The organism is Actinosynnema sp. NPDC023658 (assembly GCF_040639995.1).
In the GTDB taxonomy this organism is placed as follows: Bacteria; Actinomycetota; Actinomycetes; order Mycobacteriales; family Pseudonocardiaceae; genus Actinosynnema.
The window spans coordinates 1-16,621 of the sequence record NZ_JBFAAX010000040.1; the positions used below are offsets into that span (position 1 = coordinate 1).

Here is a 16,621-nt window from a genome sequence, read left to right on the forward strand (position 1 = left end):
CCTCGGCGTCACGGCCGATCGCCGCGTACCGGGACATGACGCGCTGCAACGAGTCCCGGTCCGCGACCGGAGCCGTCGGCAGCTCCACCGCGGCCGACGACGACGGTCGGGCCAGCACGCCGAGCGCCAGGTCCGCCGCGACCGCCTCGGCCGCCCGCGTGCCGACGACCAGGCCCTCCAGCAGGCTGTTGGACGCCAGGCGGTTCGCGCCGTGCAGCCCGGTCCGGGCCACCTCGCCCGCCGCGTACAGACCGGTCACGCCCGTTCGTCCGTCCACGTCGGACACCACGCCGCCGCACGCGAAGTGCGCCGCGGGCGCCACCGGGATCGGGTCGCCCGCCGGGTCCACGCCCGCCGCGAGGCAGGCCGCGTGCACGGTCGGGAACCGGCGCGCGAAGTCGGAGATGCCGGTGGCGTCGAGGAACACGTGGTCGTCCACGCCGCCGGGACCGCCCGCCATGTGCCGGGTGATCGCCGCGGCGACCACGTCCCGGGGCGCGAGGTCCTCCAACGGGTGCACGCCGCGCATGACCCGCGCGCCGGTCGCGTCGACCAGCACCGCGCCCTCGCCGCGCACCGCCTCGGTGACCAGCGGGCAGCGGCCACGCGCACCCCGCCCGGTGTAGAGGACGGTCGGGTGGAACTGCACGAACTCCACGTCCGCCGCCACCGCGCCCGCGCGCAGCGCCAGCGCCAGGCCGTCGCCGGTGGCCACCTCCGGGTTGGACGTGGCCTGGTAGAGCTGGCCGAGGCCGCCGCTGGCCAGCAGCACGGCGGGCGCGCTGAGCACGCCCGGCACGCCGTTGCCGTCCAGCACGAGCAGCCCGCACACCTGGCCGAGCGGGGTGCGCACCGCGTCCACCGCGATGTGGTGCTCCAGCACAGGCACGCGTCCGTCGGTCGCCGCCGCCAGCAGCGCGCGCTCCACCTCCGCGCCGGTCGCGTCGCCGCCCGCGTGCACCACCCGGAACGCGCTGTGCCCGCCCTCCCGCGCGCGGGCCAGCCCGCCGGTCGGCGCGGGGTCGAACACCGCGCCGCGCTGTCGCAGCCGGGTCACCGCCGCCGGGCCGCCCGCGATGATCGCCGCGACGGCGGCCTCCTCGCACAGCCCCGCGCCGGCGACCAGCGTGTCGCGCACGTGCGCGTCGACCGTGTCGCCCTCGTCGTGCTCGTCGGGCAGCACGACGGCCACGCCGCCCTGCGCCCACCGGGTGTTGCCGTCCTCGCCGGACGCCTTCGTCACGACCAGGACCCGCAGCCCCAGCTCACGCGCGCGCAGCGCCGCCGTCAGACCGGCCACGCCCGTGCCGACGACCAGCAGGTCGGCGCGGGCCTCCCACAGCGGGGTGCTCATTCCCCGCCGCCGGGCTGCCCGATCTCGATCATGCGCTGCACCGCGCCCTGCGCCCGCTTCGCGGTCTCCAGGTCCACGTGCACCTCGTCCTTGCCCTCCCGCAGGCCGCGCAGCAGCGCCGCCGGGGTGATCATCTTCATGTAGCGGCACGACGCCCGGTCGTTCACCGCGCGGAAGTCGATCTCCGGCGCGGCCCGGCGCAGCTGGTGCAGCATGCCGATCTCGGTGGCGACGAGCACCGACTTCGCGCTGGTCGTCCGCGCGGCGGTGATCATGTCGCCGGTCGAGAGGATCTTGACCTTGTCCGCCGGGACGGTGCCCTCGCCCGCGAGGTAGAGCGCCGACGTGGCGCACCCGCACTCGGGGTGGATGAACAGGTCCGCGTCGGGGTTCGCCGCCGCGCGCTCGGCCAGCTCCGGGCCGTTGATGCCCGCGTGGACGTGGCACTCGCCCGCCCAGATGTGCAGGTTCTCCCGGCCCGTCTCGCGCTTGACGTGCGCGCCGAGGAACTGGTCCGGCAGGAACAGCACCTCCCGGTCGGCCGGGATGGACCGCACCACGTCCACCGCGTTCGACGAGGTGCAGCAGATGTCGGTCTCCGCCTTCACCTCGGCCGTGGTGTTGACGTAGGAGACGACGACCGCGCCGGGGTGCTCGGCCTTCCACGCCCGCAGCTGCTCGCCGGTGATCGAGTCGGCCAGCGAGCACCCCGCCCGCTCGTCCGGGATCAGGACCGTCTTGTGCGGGGCCAGGATCTTGGCCGTCTCGGCCATGAAGTGCACGCCGCAGAACACGATGGTCGACGCGTCGCTCGCGGCCGCGATGCGGCTGAGCGCCAGGGAGTCACCGGTGTGGTGGGCGATGTCCTGGATCTCGGGCAGCTGGTAGTTGTGCGCGAGGATGACCGCGTCCCGCTGGCGCGCGAGCTCCAGCACCTCGGCACGCCACGCGGCGTCCGGCGCGATCCCGTCGTAGGCGCCGTCCGAGGTTCGCTCCACGTAGGCGGTAGCGACCATGGGTTCCTCCCTAGAGCCAGGTTTTCGCCTAACGGTCGAAAACGTGGCCGATAGTATCAGCCGAGTGGGACTGGCGGAACATGAAGTGCTGGCCGCGGTGCTCCAGGTGAGAGCCGGATCACTCCAGGTCATGCTGTGGGAACGCGCCCGGGAACCCCACGCTCACCGCTGGTCACTGCCTGGTGGCGGGCTGGGCGACGACGAGGACGTCGAGGCCTCGATCCGCCGTCAGTTGGCCGAGAAAGTCGACGTGCGACAGTTGTCACACGTCGAGCAGCTGGCCGTGTTCAGCACCCCCACGCGAGTGCCCGGACCGCGGGTCGTGGCGACCGCGTTCCTCGGCCTGGTCCCGTCCCACATCGACCCCGTGGTGCCGTCGGACACCGCGTGGCACCCCGTGGACGCGCTGCCCGCGACCGCGTTCGACCACGAGGCCATCTGCCGCCGCGCCCACCACCGGCTGGCGTCGAAGCTGTCGTACACGAACGTCGGTTTTGCCCTGGCGCCGCCGGAGTTCACCATCTCCGCGTTGCGCTCGCTGTACTCGGCGGCCCTGGGCTACAAGGTGTCGGCGACGAACCTGCAACGCGTGCTGTCGCGGCGGGGGCTGCTGGAGCCGACCGGCGGCACCGTGCAGCCCGGCCCGTCCGGCGGCAGGCCCGCCGCCCTGTTCCGGTTCGTGTCGGGCGAGATGCGGGTCACCGACCCGTTCGCCGTGCTGCGGCCACCGTCCACCCGTAGCTTGGGTTCGTGACCACGACGCTCCCCCTGTTCCCGTTGGGCACCGTGCTGCTGCCAGGCGCTTCCCTGCCGCTGCACGTGTTCGAGCCCCGGTACCGGCAGCTGACCGTCGACCTGGTGACGGGCGCGGTGCCGGAGCGGACGTTCGGCGTCGTGTCGATCAAGCAGGGCTGGGAGGTCGGCGCGGAGAACGTCGAGGCGCTCAACGACGTCGGCTGCACCGCCGTGCTCCAGGAGGCCCGGCCGCTGCCGGACGGGCGGTACGACCTGACCACGTCGGGCGGCAGGCGGTTCCGCCTGCTGGAGGTGGACGAGGACAGCGCGCCGTACCTGATCGGGTCGGTGGAGTGGCTGCCCGACACCGCCGCGCCGCCGGAGGTGGAGGCGGTGCTGCCGCTGCTGGCGGAGAGCGCGCGGGCGGCGCACGGCCGGTACCGGCAGGCGGCGTACCTCGGTGAGGGTCGTCGGGCGCCCGACGAGGACACGGCGTTGGCCGAGCTGGCGTACGCGTTGGTGGCCGACTGCCTGCTGACGCTGGAGGACCGGCAGCGGTTGCTGGAGGAGAGGTCGCCCGCCCGGCGACTGCGCCTGGTGCGCAAGGTGCTGCACCGGGAGGCGGGCATCCTGGGCGCGTTGAGCGCGGTGCCCGCGCCGTTGTCGGAATTGGGTCAGCTTCCTCATCGCAACTGACCGTTCCGGTGCCCGGTGTAGAATCCGGCGATGACCCTGCGCGCGCTGCTCGACAGCGGTATTCCCCTTGTCGCGGTCAGCTTCGCCGACGACGACGTCGATCGGGCGGCGGAAGAAGCGCGTTCCGCCGGTGTCGACGTGGCCGAATTGCGCATCGACCGCTTCTCCCGGACCGATGTCGGGCACGTCCGCGAACAGGTCCGCGCGTTCGGGGGGTTGCCGGTCCTGGCGACCGTGCGCTCGGCGTTCGAGGGCGGTGGGTGGAAGGGCTCCGAGGCCGAGCGGCTGGAGGTGTTCCGCGCGGTCGCGCCGCTGGTGGACGCGGTGGACGTCGAGCTGTCGTCCCGGGAGCTGCTGGCCGACGTGATCACCGCCGCACGGGCGCACGACACGCTCGTGATCGTGTCGTACCACAATTTCGACCGCACTCCCGGTCAGGACGAGCTCACCGCGATCGTGCGTGACGCGAAGGCCGCCGGCGCGGATGTCGTGAAGATTTCCACGATGGCGACGAGTAGCGCGGACGTGAAGGTCCTGGCGTCATTGTTGGTGAACGCGGATGACGACACGGAGCTGATCGTGATCGCCATGGGCGCGATCGGCACCGCGTCCCGCATCTTCTTTCCCGCTCTCGGTTCGAAGGTGACTTACACGTTCATCGGCCACCAGCCCACGTCGGGTCAACTGGGCTTCGCCGAGACGTTCCGGCTCATGCGGCGGTTCTACCCGGAGTACGACCGGCGCAAGACCGCCGTCGACGCCTGAGCGCACCCGCCCCTCCCCTCCTCGCTCGCCCTCGCCCCGCTCCACCGCCGCGCGCCCCGGGATGGCCGGGTCGTGCGCTTCGCCGTGCCCTGAGCGTTCAACTCGGGTGTCCTGGACGTAGGACACGCGCGCTCTGGACGTAGGACACGCGGTTCGCTCGAATGCCGCTGTGGGATTGTTCAACAATCCTCTACGGTGTGATCCACCGCACCCCCACAGCTGCGAGGTGATCCTCGACATGAGCACCACGGACATCGACACCGAGGAAGGCCGGGGCCTGTTCGCGTGGTTCCACACGCTGGGCCGCAACGGCAAGCGGGCGTTCGTCGGCGCGTTCGGCGGCTACGGCCTGGACGCGTACGACTTCCAGGTCCTGCCCCTGAGCCTGTTCGCGATCACCGCCTACTTCGGCATCGGCAAGGCCGAGGCGGGCCTGCTCACCACCGTCACCCTGGTCGTGTCCGCCGTCGGCGGCGCGATCGCGGGCGTCCTCGCGGACCGCATCGGCCGGGTCCGCACGCTCATGATCACGGTCATCACCTACGCCGTCTTCACGGTCCTGTGCGGCTTCGCGACCAGCTACGAGATGCTGCTGGTGTTCCGTGCGTTGCAGGGCCTGGGCTTCGGCGGCGAGTGGGCGGCGGGCGCGATCCTCGTCGCGGAGTACTGCCGGCCGAGGTACCGGGGCCGCACGGTCGCGTTCATCCAGAGCTCGTGGGCCGTCGGCTGGGGCCTGAGCGTCGTCGTCTACACCGCCGTGTTCAGCTTCCTGCCGCAGGACATCGCCTGGCGCGTGCTGTTCTGGACCGGCGCGCTCCCCGCCGTCCTGATCTTCTACGTCCGCCGCGGCGTCGAGGACGCGCCCAAGGTCGAGCGGGTGCTGAAGACCGCCGCCGCCCGGACCGGCTTCACGGCCGTCTTCCGCGGCGGGCTCGGCCGCACCACGCTGTTCGCCTCGATCCTCGCCACCGGCGTCCAGGGCGGCTACTACACCCTGGCGGGCTGGGTGCCGACGTACCTCAAGACCGAGCGCGGCCTCAGCGTCGTCGGCACCGGCGGCTACCTGGCCCTGCTCATCAGCGGCGCGTTCGCCGGGTACATCACCGGCGGGTACCTGACCGACACCCTGGGCCGCAAGCGCACGTTCACCCTGTTCGCGGTGCTCAGCGCGGTCCTGATCGTGCTGTTCACCCAGGTCCCGGCGGGCGCCAACGGCCTGATCCTGCTCATCACGTTCCCGCTCGGGTTCACCACGTCAGCGATCTTCAGCGGTTTCGGCTCCTACCTCGCGGAGCTGTACCCGACCGAGGTGCGCGGCACCGGCCAGGGCTTCACCTACAACTTCGGCCGCGCGGTCGGCGCGTTCTTCCCCACCCTGGTCGGGTTCCTGGCGGAGGGCATGGGCGTCGGCGGCGCGATGGTCTTCGGCGCGGTCGCCTACGGCATCGCCGTGGTGGCCCTGCTGGGCCTGCCCGAGACGAAGGGGGTGGAGCTGCGATGACCACGCCGAGGGAAGTGCGCCGGGACCACCGGGGGCCGACGGCGGGCCTCGCGGACGGGTACGCCCAGGCCAACCTGATCGCTGTGCCGGAGGACTGGGCGTACGACGTGCTGCTGTTCACCCAGCGCAACCCGGGGCCGTGCCCGGTCCTGGACGTCACCGACCGGGGCAGCACCAGGACCGTCCTGGCGCCCGACGCGGACCTGTCGCGCGACGTGCCCCGCTACCGCGTCTGGGAGCACGGCGAGCTGACGGCCGAGCCCACCGACGCGGCCGAGCACTGGCGCGACGACCTGGTCGCCTTCCTCATCGGGTGCAGCTTCACGTTCGAGTCGGAGCTGAAGCGGGCGGGCGTCCCGCTGCGGCACGTCGAGCAGGGGCGCAACGTGCCGATGTACGTCACCGACCGCGAGTGCCGCCCGGCGGGCCGCCTGCACGGGCCGGTGGTGGTGTCGATGCGGTACGTCCCGCCCGACCTGGTCGACGTGGCGCGCGCCGTCACCGCCCGGATGCCCGCCGTCCACGGTGCGCCGGTCCACGCGGGCGACCCGGCAGCGCTGGGCATCGCGGACCTCGACCGGCCGGACTTCGGCGAGCGCACCGAACCGCACGAGGGTGACGTGCCGGTGTTCTGGGCGTGCGGCGTGACGCCGCAGGCGGCGGTGATGGCGTCGAGGCCGCCGTTCGCGATCACCCACGCGCCGGGGCACATGTTCGTCACCGACGTGCCGGACCTGGCCTACCGGCTCTGAGCCGGCGGCCCGGGGTCACCCCAGCCGTCGACCCAGGTCGTCCAGGCCGTTCCACGCGGCCAGGCAGCCGTACGCCAGCGCCGTGCCCAAGGGCCACGCCAGCAAGCCCCACCACGTCTCCAGCACCGGGGCCAGGGCGATGACGTCACCCACCTCGGGCGCGGCGCCGACGGCGTACCGGCTGCCCGCCGACCCGGTGCCGACGAGCTGGGCCAGGTAGGCGGCCACGACCGCGCCGAGCGTGGCCGCCAGCATCACCACCGGGCCGCGCCGCTCGCGCAGCATCCACACCGCGATGCCGGTGAGCAGCCCCGCGCCCAGCCCGATCAGCACGAACAGCATCAGCCCGTCGAGCCGGTGGTAGCTCTCGCCGGTCACCGGGATCATCGACCCGTCCTGCTGCACCACCGCGTTCTGGGGCGGCGCGAGCCACGCCCACAGCCACCCCGCGGGCAGCCCGAGCAGCGAGATCGCGGACAGCACGGAGAACGAGGGCAGCAGGTCGCGCTTCACCACGACGCGCGGCCGCTGCACCACGTAGTAGTACTCGAACGCCGGTGCGGGTGGCACCCGAACGGGCGTCGCCCGCTCGTCCACCGGTTGCTCCGCCACCCGACGACCTCCCTGCACCCGTGACCAGATGCACGGCAGGTTACCGCGCGGAGGTGATCTCCCCGTGACGGCTGCACGTGGCCGTCCACCCGGCCGGTGTCACCTGCACCACCATCCGACGCGCGCACTCGGCGCAGAACCGCGGCGGGTCGATCACGCCCAGCCGCGACGCGCACGCGGAGTGGTCGGCCTCCGCGAGCGCCTTGCCGCAATAACCGCAGAAAGTCACAGCACCCAGCCCGGTCGTCACAGGGTCTTGCTCAGTTCCTTGATCGGCATGGACAGCTCGGTCAGCATGTCGAGGTCGTCCTGCGCCGGGCGGCCGAGGTTGGTCAGGTAGTTGCCGACGATGATCGCGTTGACACCGCCCAGCATGCCCTGCTTGGCGCCCAGGTCGCCGAAGGTCAGCTCACGGCCGCCGGCGAAGCGCAGGATCGTGCGCGGCAGGGCCAGCCGGAACGCGCCGACGGTCCGCAGCGCGTCGGGGCCCTCGACCACCGGGTAGTTCTCGTACGGCGTGCCGGGGTTGGGGATGAGGAAGTTCAGCGGCACCTCGTCGGGCTCCAGCTCCGCGAGCTGCACGGCGAACTCGGCGCGCTGCCCCAACGACTCGCCCATGCCGATGATGCCGCCGCAGCAGACCTCCATGCCCGCCGCGCGGATCATCTTCAGGGTGTCCCAGCGCTCCTCCCACGAGTGCGTGGTGACCACGTTCGGGAAGTGCGAGCGGGCCGTCTCCAGGTTGTGGTTGTAGCGGTGGACGCCCATGTCCACCAGCTCGTCCACCTGCTCCTGGGTGAGCATGCCGAGCGAGCACGCGATCTGGATGTCGTTGCCGTCCTCGCGGATGGCCTTGATCCCGTCGCGCACCTGCGACAGCAGCCGCTTGTCCGGCCCGCGCACGGCGGCGACGATGCAGAACTCGGTCGCGCCGGTCTCGGCTGTCTGCCGGGCGGCCCTCACCAGGCCGGGGATGTCGAGCCACGCCGAGCGCACCGGCGAGGGGAACTGGCCGGACTGGGAGCAGAAGTGGCAGTCCTCGGGGCAGCCGCCGGTCTTGAGCGACACGATGCCCTCGACCTCGACCTCCGGGCCGCACCAGCGCATCCGCACCGCGTGCGCCAGCTCCAGCAGCTCGGGGATCCGCTCGTCGGGCAGCCGGAGGACTTCGAGCACCTGCTCCTCGGACAGCCCGACGCCCTGCTCCAGCACCTGCTCGCGGGCAACGCCGAGGACATCGAGCTGTTCAGGGGCTGCGGTCACGACTTCTCCTCGTCAACTCCGGCGGTGGTCCGCCGTGCAGTCTGCCGCACGGACCCCGCCCCGCCCCAGCGACGTGCGTCACTGGTTCGGTCGACCTCGGTCGGTGATCGGCGCGACCGCCTCAACAGGTGTGGGGCGCGGCGAACTTCTCCGGGTCGAAGGTGCCGCCGAACCACGGCGAGAGGCCCTGCCGGGCCACGTCCACGAACTCGGACCGCCCCAGCGACGCCGCGCCGTCGGGCAGCACGCCGAGCAGCGGTGCGCCGGCGGCCTCGGGCAGGTCGGCCAGGGTGGTGCGGTGGGCCAGGTCCGGCTCGGCGGGCCAGCGGCCCACCACCACGCCGACCGACTCCAGGCCTCGGTGGAGCAGGGCCTCGGCGGTCAGCGCGGTCATGTTCAACGTGCCCAGGCCGCCGTGCGCGACGACGAGCACCGGGGCGTTGAGCGCCCACGCGGCGTCCGCGATGGTCGAGCCCGCGCCGTCGAACCGGACCAGCAGCCCGCCCGCGCCCTCGACCAGCACCAGGTCGTGCGTCTCGTCCAGCGCCACGGCCGCCGAGGCGACCTCGCTGGGGTGCAGGGTGGGCAGCCCGGACCGGCGCGCGGCCGTGGCCGGTGCCAGTGGTTCGGGGTATCGGCGCAGCTCACGGGTGGTGACCGGGCCCGCGAGGCGGACCACCTCGGCGAGGTCCCCCGGCTCGCCCTCCGCGACACCGGTCTGCGCGGGCTTGAGCACGGCGACCCGTCGACCTTCGGCCGCGGCCAGTGCCGCCAGGGCGGCGACCACCACGGTCTTGCCGACCTCCGTGCCGGTGCCGGTGATCACGAGGACGCTCACGGGCACTCACCCTAGGCCTGTACGGAGCGTTGCGGTCTTCCGCGTTCTACAGTCACCGGTATGAGTGAGATCGTTCTCTACGGTGCGGACTGGTGCGGCGACTGCCGCCGGGCGAAGGCGTGGCTGCGGGAGCACGAAGTGCCGTTCACCGACGTCGACGTCGAGCACGACGACGCGGCCCGCGACCGCGCCATCGAGTTCGCCGGCGGGCGCAAGAACATCCCGGTGGTCGTGCTGCCCGACGGCCGGGTGCTGGTCGAGCCGACGAACACCGAGCTCGCCGCCGCGGTCCAAGGCTGACGTGGGGAGCAGCGGAAGACGCAAGCGCCGGCAGCAGCTCTCCCAGCGCCGACGCGACGCCGCGTCCGTCCCCGCCGCCACCCGGCTCGCCGCCCGACCGCGGAAGAACTGGTTCCAGCGGCAGAACGGCGGCGTCCGGACCCTCGTCGTGCTGGGTGCCGTCGCGTCGGTGGTCGGCGGGCACTTCCTGCTGTGGGGCGCGGTGTTCCCGGCCCTGGGCGGGGTGGTCGGCCGGGTGCCGGTCGTGTCGACGGTGGCGGGCTGGGCGTTCGGCGGTGGCGCGTTCGCGGCGTGGGGCGTGTTCGCCATCAACTACGACACCGCGCGACCGGTGACGGTGAAGCGGCTGCGGGTCGTCGTCTCGGTGTGGACGGCGGTCGCGGCGCTCTGCGTCCCGACCCGTTACGCCAACGGCATCAGCCTGCCGGTGGACTTCTGGGCGGGCGTCTACGCGGGCGCGTACGGCGTGATCGCCACGCCGCTCGCCCTCTGCGCGGTCGCGCTGGGCTGGTGGCTGCTGGTCACCAAGCTCTTGCGGCGCAAGGGCGAACCGAGCCACCAGGCCATCGGCTGGATGTGCGTCGGCTACTCGGCGCTGCTGCTGGTGTGGGGCTCAACGCTGCTGCGCATGTGACGCCTCGGCCGCCGCCACGACGGCCGCGGAGATCGCGGCCACGTCGTCGTCGGTGCTGATGAACGGCGGCATCGTGTAGATCAGGTCGCGGAACGGTCGCAGCCACACGCCGCGGTCGACGGCCGCGGCCGTGGCGGCGGCCATGTCGACCGGGTGGTCCAGCTGCACCACGCCGATCGCGCCGAGCACCCGCACGTCACCGGGCGCCTCTGCGAGCCCCGACCGCAAGCCGGTCTCGATCCGCCGCACGGACGCGCGCCAGTCCTGCGACAGCAGCAGGTCGGTGGACGCCAGCGCCACCGCGGACGCCAGCGGGTTGCCCATGAACGTCGGTCCGTGCGCCAGCACGGGCACCTCGCCGCGGGAGATGCCGTCGGCCACCCGCGGGGTGCACAGGGTCGCGGCCATCGACAGGTAGCCGCCGGTCAGCGCCTTGCCCACGCACATGATGTCGGGGCTGATCCCGGCGTGGTCGGCGGCGAACAGCTCGCCGGTGCGGCCGAAGCCGGTGGCGATCTCGTCGAAGATCAGCAGCACGTCGTTGGCCAGGGTCAGCTCCCGCAGCACGTGCAGGTAGCGCGGGTCGTGGAAGCGCATCCCGCCCGCGCCCTGCACCACCGGTTCCACGATGACCGCGGCCAGCTCGTCCGCGTGCCGCTCGACGAGGTCGGCCAGCTCCTGGACGTACGCGGTGTCCAGCTCGCGGGGCGGCGCGGACGCGAACACCTGCTCCGGCAGCACGCCGCGCCACAACGCGTGCATCCCGCCCTCCGGGTCGCACACCGACATCGGCTGGAACGTGTCGCCGTGGTAGCCGCCGCGCCAGGTCAGCAGCCGCCGCTTCCCCGGCTTGCCCTGGGAGCGCCAGTGCTGCACCGCCATCTTGACCGCGACCTCGACCGACACCGACCCCGAGTCGCACAGGAACACGTGCTGCAACGGCTCGGGCGTGATCTCCACCAGCCGGGCCGCCAGCGCCACCGCGGGCTCGTGCGTGAGGCCGCCGAACATGACGTGGCTCATCCGGCCGAGCTGGTCGCGCACCGCCGCGTCGAGCACCGGGTGCCGGTAGCCGTGGATCGCGGCCCACCACGACGACATGCCGTCGACCAGCTCGCGCCCGTCGTCCAGCCGGAGCCGGACACCCTCGGCCGAGGAGACGACCAGCGGCTCGTGGGTGCCCGGCATCGGGCCGTACGGGTGCCAGACGTGCGCCTGGTCCAGCTTCAGCAGCTCATCGCGCTCCACGGGGAGTCAGGCTAACGGGCAGCGTCTGGAGGCCGCGGATGAGCGTGACCGGCCGCCACGGCAGCGTGTCCGGGTCGGCGGTCAGGGTCACGTCGAACCGGTCGAACAGCGTCCCGATCGCGATCTCGCCCTCCATCCGGGCCAGCGGCGCACCCAGGCAGTAGTGGATGCCGTGGCCGAACGCGAGGTGCCCGGCGGCCTGCCGGGTGATGTCGAGCCGGTCCGGGTCGGGGAAGCGGGACCCGTCGCGGTTGCCGCCGCTGAGCGACACCACCACGACGCTGTCCTTGGGGATCGTCACCCCGCCCAGCTCCACGTCCTCGTTGGTGTAGCGGAACGTGGCCTGGTTGACCGGGCTCTCGAAGCGCAGGACCTCCTCGACCGCGCCGGGCAGCAACGCCCGGTCGGCGCGCAGCTTCTCCAGCTGCTCGGTGTCGCGCGACAGGTGGAACACGCCGTTGGCGATCAGGTTGACCGTCGTCTCGTGCCCGGCGACCAGCAGCAGGAACGCCATCGCGATGAGCTCCAGCTGGTCGAGCCGGTCGCCGTCCTCGTCGGCGTGCACCAGCGCCGAGAAGAAGTCGTCACCCGGCGAGGTCCGCTTGTGCTCGACCAGCTCCGCCAGGTAGCCCGCCATCGCCGCGCCCGCCGCCTGGAGCGCCTGCGGGTCGCCGGTGCCGCCGCCGACGAGCGCGTTCGACCACACCCGGAACTCGTCGCGCCGGTCCAGCGGCACGTCGAGCATCTCGCAGATCACCGTGATGGGCAGCGGGAACGCCAGCGCGTCGACCAGGTCGACGTCACCCTTCTCCCCCGCCTCGTCCAGCAGCCGGTCGGTGATCTCCTGGATGCGGGGACGCAGCTGCTCGACCCGGCGCGCGGTGAACGCCTTGGTGACGAGCTTGCGCAGCCGGGTGTGGTGCGGCGGGTCCATGTTCAGCATGTGCTGCACCAGGGACTCGTCGAACTTGGTCGGCTCGTGGCCCCCGATCTGGTTGTGCGCCATCACTTCTGGGAACCGGTCGAAGTGCTTGCTGAACCGGGCGTCGGCGAGCGCGGTCCGGGCCTCCTCGTACCGGGTGACGAGCCACGCCCTGGTACCGCGCGGCAGCACGATCTCGCTCGCCGCCGCCTCCTCGCGCAGTCGGGCGTGGTAGGCGTGCGGGTTCGCGAAGTAGTCCTCGCCCAGCACGTCGAGACCGGCGATCTTCTCCCCCAAGGGAATCCCTCCTCGTTTGAGTTAACCCTGTTCACTCAAACGATCCGAGACTCCCTCGTGTCCCCGATTGCCGGCTTTGTCACCCGATCAGCCCAAGCACCCCGGTCCGAGCAGCGCCTTCAAATCCCCCATAAGGGACGGGGTGGGAGTAACCCGAAGGGCGTCATCGAGCTTGAGCACCGTGTTGCGGCTGCTGTTGATCACCAGGTTCAGGTGCACCTCGGTGGTGCCGGGGTGCGCGGAGAGGACTTCCTTCAGCGACGTCACGAGCTTCGGGTCGCAGCGCGACGCCGCCACCTTCAGCTTCAACGCCTGCGCGCCCAGCTCCGACAGGTCCGGCACGACCAGGTCGTTGGCGATCAGCGAGATCCGGTCCTCCCGCTTGGCCACCCGCGCCTTGACCAGCACGATCGCGTCCTCGGCCACCGACATGCCGTGGACGACGTAGCTCTTGGGGAAGAACAGCACCTCGATGCCACCGGCCAAGTCCTCCAGCTGCGCGGAGGCCCACGGCTCGCCGTTCTTGTTCACCCGTCGGGTGACCGAGGCGAGGATGCCGCCCAGCGTGACCTGCGTGCCGTCGGGCACGTCGCCTTCCAGGATGCGCGGGATCGTGGTGTCCGAGTACGAGCTGAGCACCTGCTCCACGCCGTTGAGCGGGTGGCCGGACACGTACAGGCCCAGCATCTCCCGCTCCAGCGTGAGCTGGTGCTTGGACTCCCAGTGCTCGTCCGGGATCTTCACGTCGAACACCGAGGCGCCGTCGCCGTCACCGCTGCCGTCACCGAACAGGTCGAACTGGCCGCGCGCCTCTTCCTTCTTGGTCAGCATGATCGCGTCGACCGCCTCGACGTGGACCATGTGCAGGCCCTTGCGCGGGTGGCCGAGCGAGTCGAACGCGCCCGCCTTGATCAGCGACTCGACGACCTTCTTGTTGCACGCCTGCACGTCGACCTTGCGCAGGAAGTCGGAGAAGTCGGCGAACTTCCCCTTCTCCTTGCGGGTCTTGATGATCGCGTCGACGACGTTCGCGCCGACGTTGCGGATCGCGCCCAGGCCGAACCGGATGTCGTCACCGACCGCGACGAACTCGCGCTCGGACTCGTTGACGTCCGGCGGCAGCACGGTGATGCCCATCCGGCGGCACTCGGCCAGGTAGACGGCCGACTTGTCCTTGTTGTCCGAGTTCGTGGTCAACAGGGCGGCCATGTACTCGCCGGGGTAGTTGGCCTTGAGGTACGCGGTCCAGTACGCGATCAGGCCGTACGCGGCGGAGTGCGCCTTGTTGAACGCGTAGTCCGCGAACGGGACCAGGATGTCCCACAGCGTCTTGATCGCCTCGGGCGAGTAGCCGTTGGCGACCATGCCCGCCTCGAAGCCCTCGTACTCCTTGTCGAGGATCTCCTTCTTCTTCTTGCCCATCGCGCGGCGGAGCAGGTCCGCTTGGGCCAGCGAGTAGCCCGCCACCTTCCGCGCGATCGCCATGACCTGCTCCTGGTACACGATCAGGCCGTAGGTCGTGTCCAGGATCTCCGCGAGCGGTTCGCGCAGCTCCTCGTGGATCGGCACGATCTCCTGCTGCCGGTTCTTGCGCAGCGCGTAGTTCGTGTGCGAGTTCGCGCCCATCGGACCCGGCCGGTAGAGCGCGATGACGGCCGAGACGTCCTCGAAGTTGTCCGGGCGCATCAGGCGCAGCAGGTCGCGCAGCGCGCCGCCGTCGAGCTGGAACACGCCCAGGGTGTCGCCGCGGCCGAGCAGGTCGTAGGTCTTGCGGTCGTCCAGGGGCACGGTCGAGATGTCGACGTCGCCCTTGCCGTTCAGCGCGATGTTCTTCAGCGCGTCGTCGATCGTGGTCAGGTTGCTCAGGCCCAGGAAGTCCATCTTCAGCAGGCCGAGCGTCTCGCACGTCGGGTAGTCGAACTGGGTGATGATCGACCCGTCCTGCGGGCGCATCCAGACCGGGATGTGGTCCGTGAGCGGCTCCGCGGACATGATCACCGCGCAGGCGTGCACGCCCGCGTTGCGGATCAGGCCCTCCAGGCCACGGCCGGTGTCGATGATCTCCTTGACCTGCGGGTCCGTCTCGTACAGCGCGCGCACCTCGGCGGCCTCGGAGTACCGCTTGTGCGCCGGGTCGAACACGCCCGCCAGGGGGATGTCCTTGCCCATCACCGCGGGCGGCATGGCCTTGGAGATGCGGTCGGCCACCGCGTAGCCCGGCTGGCCGTACAGCACGCGGGCGGAGTCCTTGATCGCCGCCTTCGCCTTGATCGTGCCGAAGGTGATCACCTGGGCGACCTTGTCGACGCCCCACTTCTCGGTGACGTACCGGATCACGTCACCGCGCCGGCGCTCGTCGAAGTCGATGTCGATGTCGGGCGGGCTGACGCGGTCGGGGTTCAGGAAGCGCTCGAAGATCAGGCCGTGGGCCAGCGGGTCGAGGTCGGTGATGCCCATCGCGTAGGCGATCAGCGCGCCCGCGGCGGAACCCCGGCCGGGGCCGACGCGGATGCCGTTCGCCTTGGCCCAGTTGATGAAGTCGGCCACCACCAGGAAGTAGGACGGGAAGCCCATCTGGAGGATGACGTCGATCTCGAACTCGACCTGCCGCTGGTGGACCTCGTCCACGCCCTCGGGGAACCGGCGGCGCATGCCCGCCCACACCTCGTCGCGGAAGAAGTCGGCCTCGCTCTTGCCCTCCGGCGTCGGGTAGCGCGGCATCAGGTTCTGGAAGGCGAACATGCCGGTGGTGTCGACCTTCTCGGCCACCAGCAGGGTGTTGCGGCACCCCTCCTGCCAGGCGTCGGAGGAGTCGATCGCGCGCATCTCCTCGGGCGACTTCAGGTAGTAGCCGGTGCCGTCGAACTTGAACCGGCTGGGGTCCTGGAGCGTCTTGCCGGTCTGCACGCAGAGCAGCGCCTCGTGCGCCTCTCGGTCCTCGGCGTAGGTGTAGTGCGAGTCGTTGGTCACCACGAACGGGATGGCGAGCTTCTTGGCGATGTCCAGCAGGCCGCCGCGCACCCGGGACTCGATCTCGATGCCGTGGTCCATCAGCTCGACGAAGAAGTTCTCCGCGCCGTAGATGTCGCGCCACTTCGCGGCGGCCTCCAGGGCCTCCTTCTCGTGGCCGAGGCGCAGCCTCGTCTGCACCTCGCCGGACGGGCAGCCGGTGGTCGCCATCAGCCCCGCCGCGTGGTCCGCGATCAGCTCGGCGTCCATCCGGGGCCACTTGCCCAGCTGGCCCTCCAGGGAGGCCTTGCTGGAGAGCTTCATCAGGTTGTGCAGGCCCTCGTTCGTGCGGGCCCAGATCGTCTGGTGGGTGTACGCGCCGCTGGCGGAGACGTCGTCGGACTTCTGCCCGGGGTCGCCCCACAGCACGCGCTTCTTGTTGAAGCGCGACTCGGGGGCCATGTAGGCCTCGATGCCGATCACCGGCTTGATGCCCGCGGCGGTCGCCTGCTTGTAGAAGTCGTAGGCGCCGTACATGTTGCCGTGGTCGGTGATCGCGGCGGCGGGCATGCCCATCCGCTCGCACTCGGCGAACATGTCCTTCAGCTTCGCCGCGCCGTCGAGCATCGAGTACTCGGTGTGCACGTGGAGGTGCACAAACGAGTCGGACACCCAAACCCCCCTGAAGATCGCAGCGGGCCCGGGACGGTGCTCGGGCAAGACGACGGCGAGCCTAACC

Annotated in this window: 16 protein-coding genes; 7 read left to right on the plus strand and 9 right to left on the minus strand. The window is 71.5% G+C overall.

Annotation, left to right across the window (positions count from 1 at the left end):
• Positions 1-1,354 (minus strand): L-aspartate oxidase (gene nadB, locus AB0G02_RS08065; RefSeq protein WP_360791106.1); only part of this gene is annotated, 1,354 nt, incomplete at its 3' end.
• Positions 1,351-2,370: a quinolinate synthase NadA gene (gene nadA, locus AB0G02_RS08070; protein ID WP_360791109.1), complete on the minus strand. Its 1,020-nt coding sequence runs from the start codon at positions 2,368-2,370 to the stop codon at positions 1,351-1,353. The genes nadB and nadA, both read right to left, overlap by 4 nt.
• 64 nt (positions 2,371-2,434) lie before the next feature.
• On the opposite strand from nadA, the gene AB0G02_RS08075 reads away from it, so the two are divergent.
• The 5 genes from AB0G02_RS08075 (at position 2,435) to AB0G02_RS08095 (ending at position 6,819) form a co-directional block, all read left to right on the plus strand.
• A complete protein-coding gene (locus tag AB0G02_RS08075; RefSeq protein ID WP_360791112.1) occupies positions 2,435-3,124 on the plus strand; it encodes an NUDIX domain-containing protein in 690 nt (229 codons plus the stop codon).
• Positions 3,121-3,801: an LON peptidase substrate-binding domain-containing protein gene (locus AB0G02_RS08080; protein ID WP_360791115.1), complete on the plus strand. Its 681-nt coding sequence runs from the start codon at positions 3,121-3,123 to the stop codon at positions 3,799-3,801. The genes AB0G02_RS08075 and AB0G02_RS08080 overlap by 4 nt, the downstream gene beginning before the upstream one ends.
• Positions 3,802-3,831: 30 nt before the next feature.
• Positions 3,832-4,566: a type I 3-dehydroquinate dehydratase gene (gene aroD, locus AB0G02_RS08085; protein WP_360791118.1), complete on the plus strand. Its 735-nt coding sequence runs from the start codon at positions 3,832-3,834 to the stop codon at positions 4,564-4,566.
• 238 nt (positions 4,567-4,804) lie between these two features.
• Positions 4,805-6,067 (plus strand): MFS transporter, encoded by a 1,263-nt coding sequence (locus AB0G02_RS08090; RefSeq protein WP_360791121.1) that lies wholly within the window; start codon positions 4,805-4,807, stop codon positions 6,065-6,067.
• Positions 6,064-6,819: a putative hydro-lyase gene (locus AB0G02_RS08095; RefSeq protein WP_360791124.1), complete on the plus strand. Its 756-nt coding sequence runs from the start codon at positions 6,064-6,066 to the stop codon at positions 6,817-6,819. The genes AB0G02_RS08090 and AB0G02_RS08095 overlap by 4 nt, the downstream gene beginning before the upstream one ends.
• 15 nt (positions 6,820-6,834) lie before the next feature.
• Here AB0G02_RS08095 and AB0G02_RS08100 read toward each other — a convergent pair whose 3' ends face one another.
• From AB0G02_RS08100 to bioD, 4 genes are all read right to left on the minus strand, one after another.
• Positions 6,835-7,431: a DUF2567 domain-containing protein gene (locus tag AB0G02_RS08100; RefSeq protein WP_360791127.1), complete on the minus strand. Its 597-nt coding sequence runs from the start codon at positions 7,429-7,431 to the stop codon at positions 6,835-6,837.
• 40 nt (positions 7,432-7,471) lie between these two features.
• Complete coding sequence (locus AB0G02_RS08105) at positions 7,472-7,660, minus strand: hypothetical protein (RefSeq protein WP_360791130.1); 189 nt, start codon at positions 7,658-7,660, stop codon at positions 7,472-7,474.
• Between the two features lie 17 nt (positions 7,661-7,677).
• Positions 7,678-8,694 (minus strand): biotin synthase BioB, encoded by a 1,017-nt coding sequence (gene bioB / locus AB0G02_RS08110; protein ID WP_360791133.1) that lies wholly within the window; start codon positions 8,692-8,694, stop codon positions 7,678-7,680.
• Between the two features lie 121 nt (positions 8,695-8,815).
• Complete coding sequence (gene bioD, locus AB0G02_RS08115) at positions 8,816-9,532, minus strand: dethiobiotin synthase (RefSeq protein ID WP_360791136.1); 717 nt, start codon at positions 9,530-9,532, stop codon at positions 8,816-8,818.
• 60 nt (positions 9,533-9,592) lie between these two features.
• Between bioD and AB0G02_RS08120 the strand changes: the two genes are divergently transcribed.
• Positions 9,593-9,832 (plus strand): glutaredoxin family protein, encoded by a 240-nt coding sequence (locus tag AB0G02_RS08120; protein WP_360791139.1) that lies wholly within the window; start codon positions 9,593-9,595, stop codon positions 9,830-9,832.
• A 1-nt stretch (position 9,833) separates the two neighbouring features.
• Positions 9,834-10,466, plus strand: coding sequence for a hypothetical protein (locus tag AB0G02_RS08125; RefSeq protein ID WP_360791141.1), 633 nt, complete (start codon positions 9,834-9,836; stop codon positions 10,464-10,466).
• Here the strand turns inward: AB0G02_RS08125 and AB0G02_RS08130 are convergent.
• The 3 genes from AB0G02_RS08130 to dnaE all read right to left on the minus strand — a co-directional run bounded on the left by AB0G02_RS08130 (position 10,446) and on the right by dnaE (position 16,554).
• Complete coding sequence (locus AB0G02_RS08130; protein ID WP_360791144.1) at positions 10,446-11,714, minus strand: adenosylmethionine--8-amino-7-oxononanoate transaminase; 1,269 nt, start codon at positions 11,712-11,714, stop codon at positions 10,446-10,448. The genes AB0G02_RS08125 and AB0G02_RS08130 overlap by 21 nt on opposite strands.
• Positions 11,701-12,933 carry a cytochrome P450 gene (locus tag AB0G02_RS08135; protein WP_360791147.1) on the minus strand — a complete coding sequence of 411 codons (1,233 nt, stop codon included), beginning with the start codon at positions 12,931-12,933 and terminating at the stop codon, positions 11,701-11,703. The genes AB0G02_RS08130 and AB0G02_RS08135 overlap by 14 nt, the downstream gene beginning before the upstream one ends.
• Positions 12,934-13,020: 87 nt before the next feature.
• On the minus strand, positions 13,021-16,554 hold the full coding sequence (gene dnaE / locus AB0G02_RS08140; RefSeq protein WP_360791150.1) for a DNA polymerase III subunit alpha: 3,534 nt from the start codon (positions 16,552-16,554) through the stop codon (positions 13,021-13,023).
• Positions 16,555-16,621 lie beyond the last annotated feature (67 nt).

Bases quoted from the DNA above. Each gene is read 5' to 3' on its own strand.
- AB0G02_RS08120 (WP_360791139.1), top strand. From the start codon at position 9,593: ATGAGTGAGATCGTTCTCTACGGTGCGGACTGGTGCGGCGACTGCCGC.
- aroD (WP_360791118.1), top strand. From the start codon at position 3,832: ATGACCCTGCGCGCGCTGCTCGACAGCGGTATTCCCCTTGTCGCGGTC.
- nadA (WP_360791109.1), bottom strand. From the start codon at position 2,370: ATGGTCGCTACCGCCTACGTGGAGCGAACCTCGGACGGCGCCTACGAC.
- AB0G02_RS08090 (WP_360791121.1), top strand. From the start codon at position 4,805: ATGAGCACCACGGACATCGACACCGAGGAAGGCCGGGGCCTGTTCGCG.
- AB0G02_RS08095 (WP_360791124.1), top strand. From the start codon at position 6,064: ATGACCACGCCGAGGGAAGTGCGCCGGGACCACCGGGGGCCGACGGCG.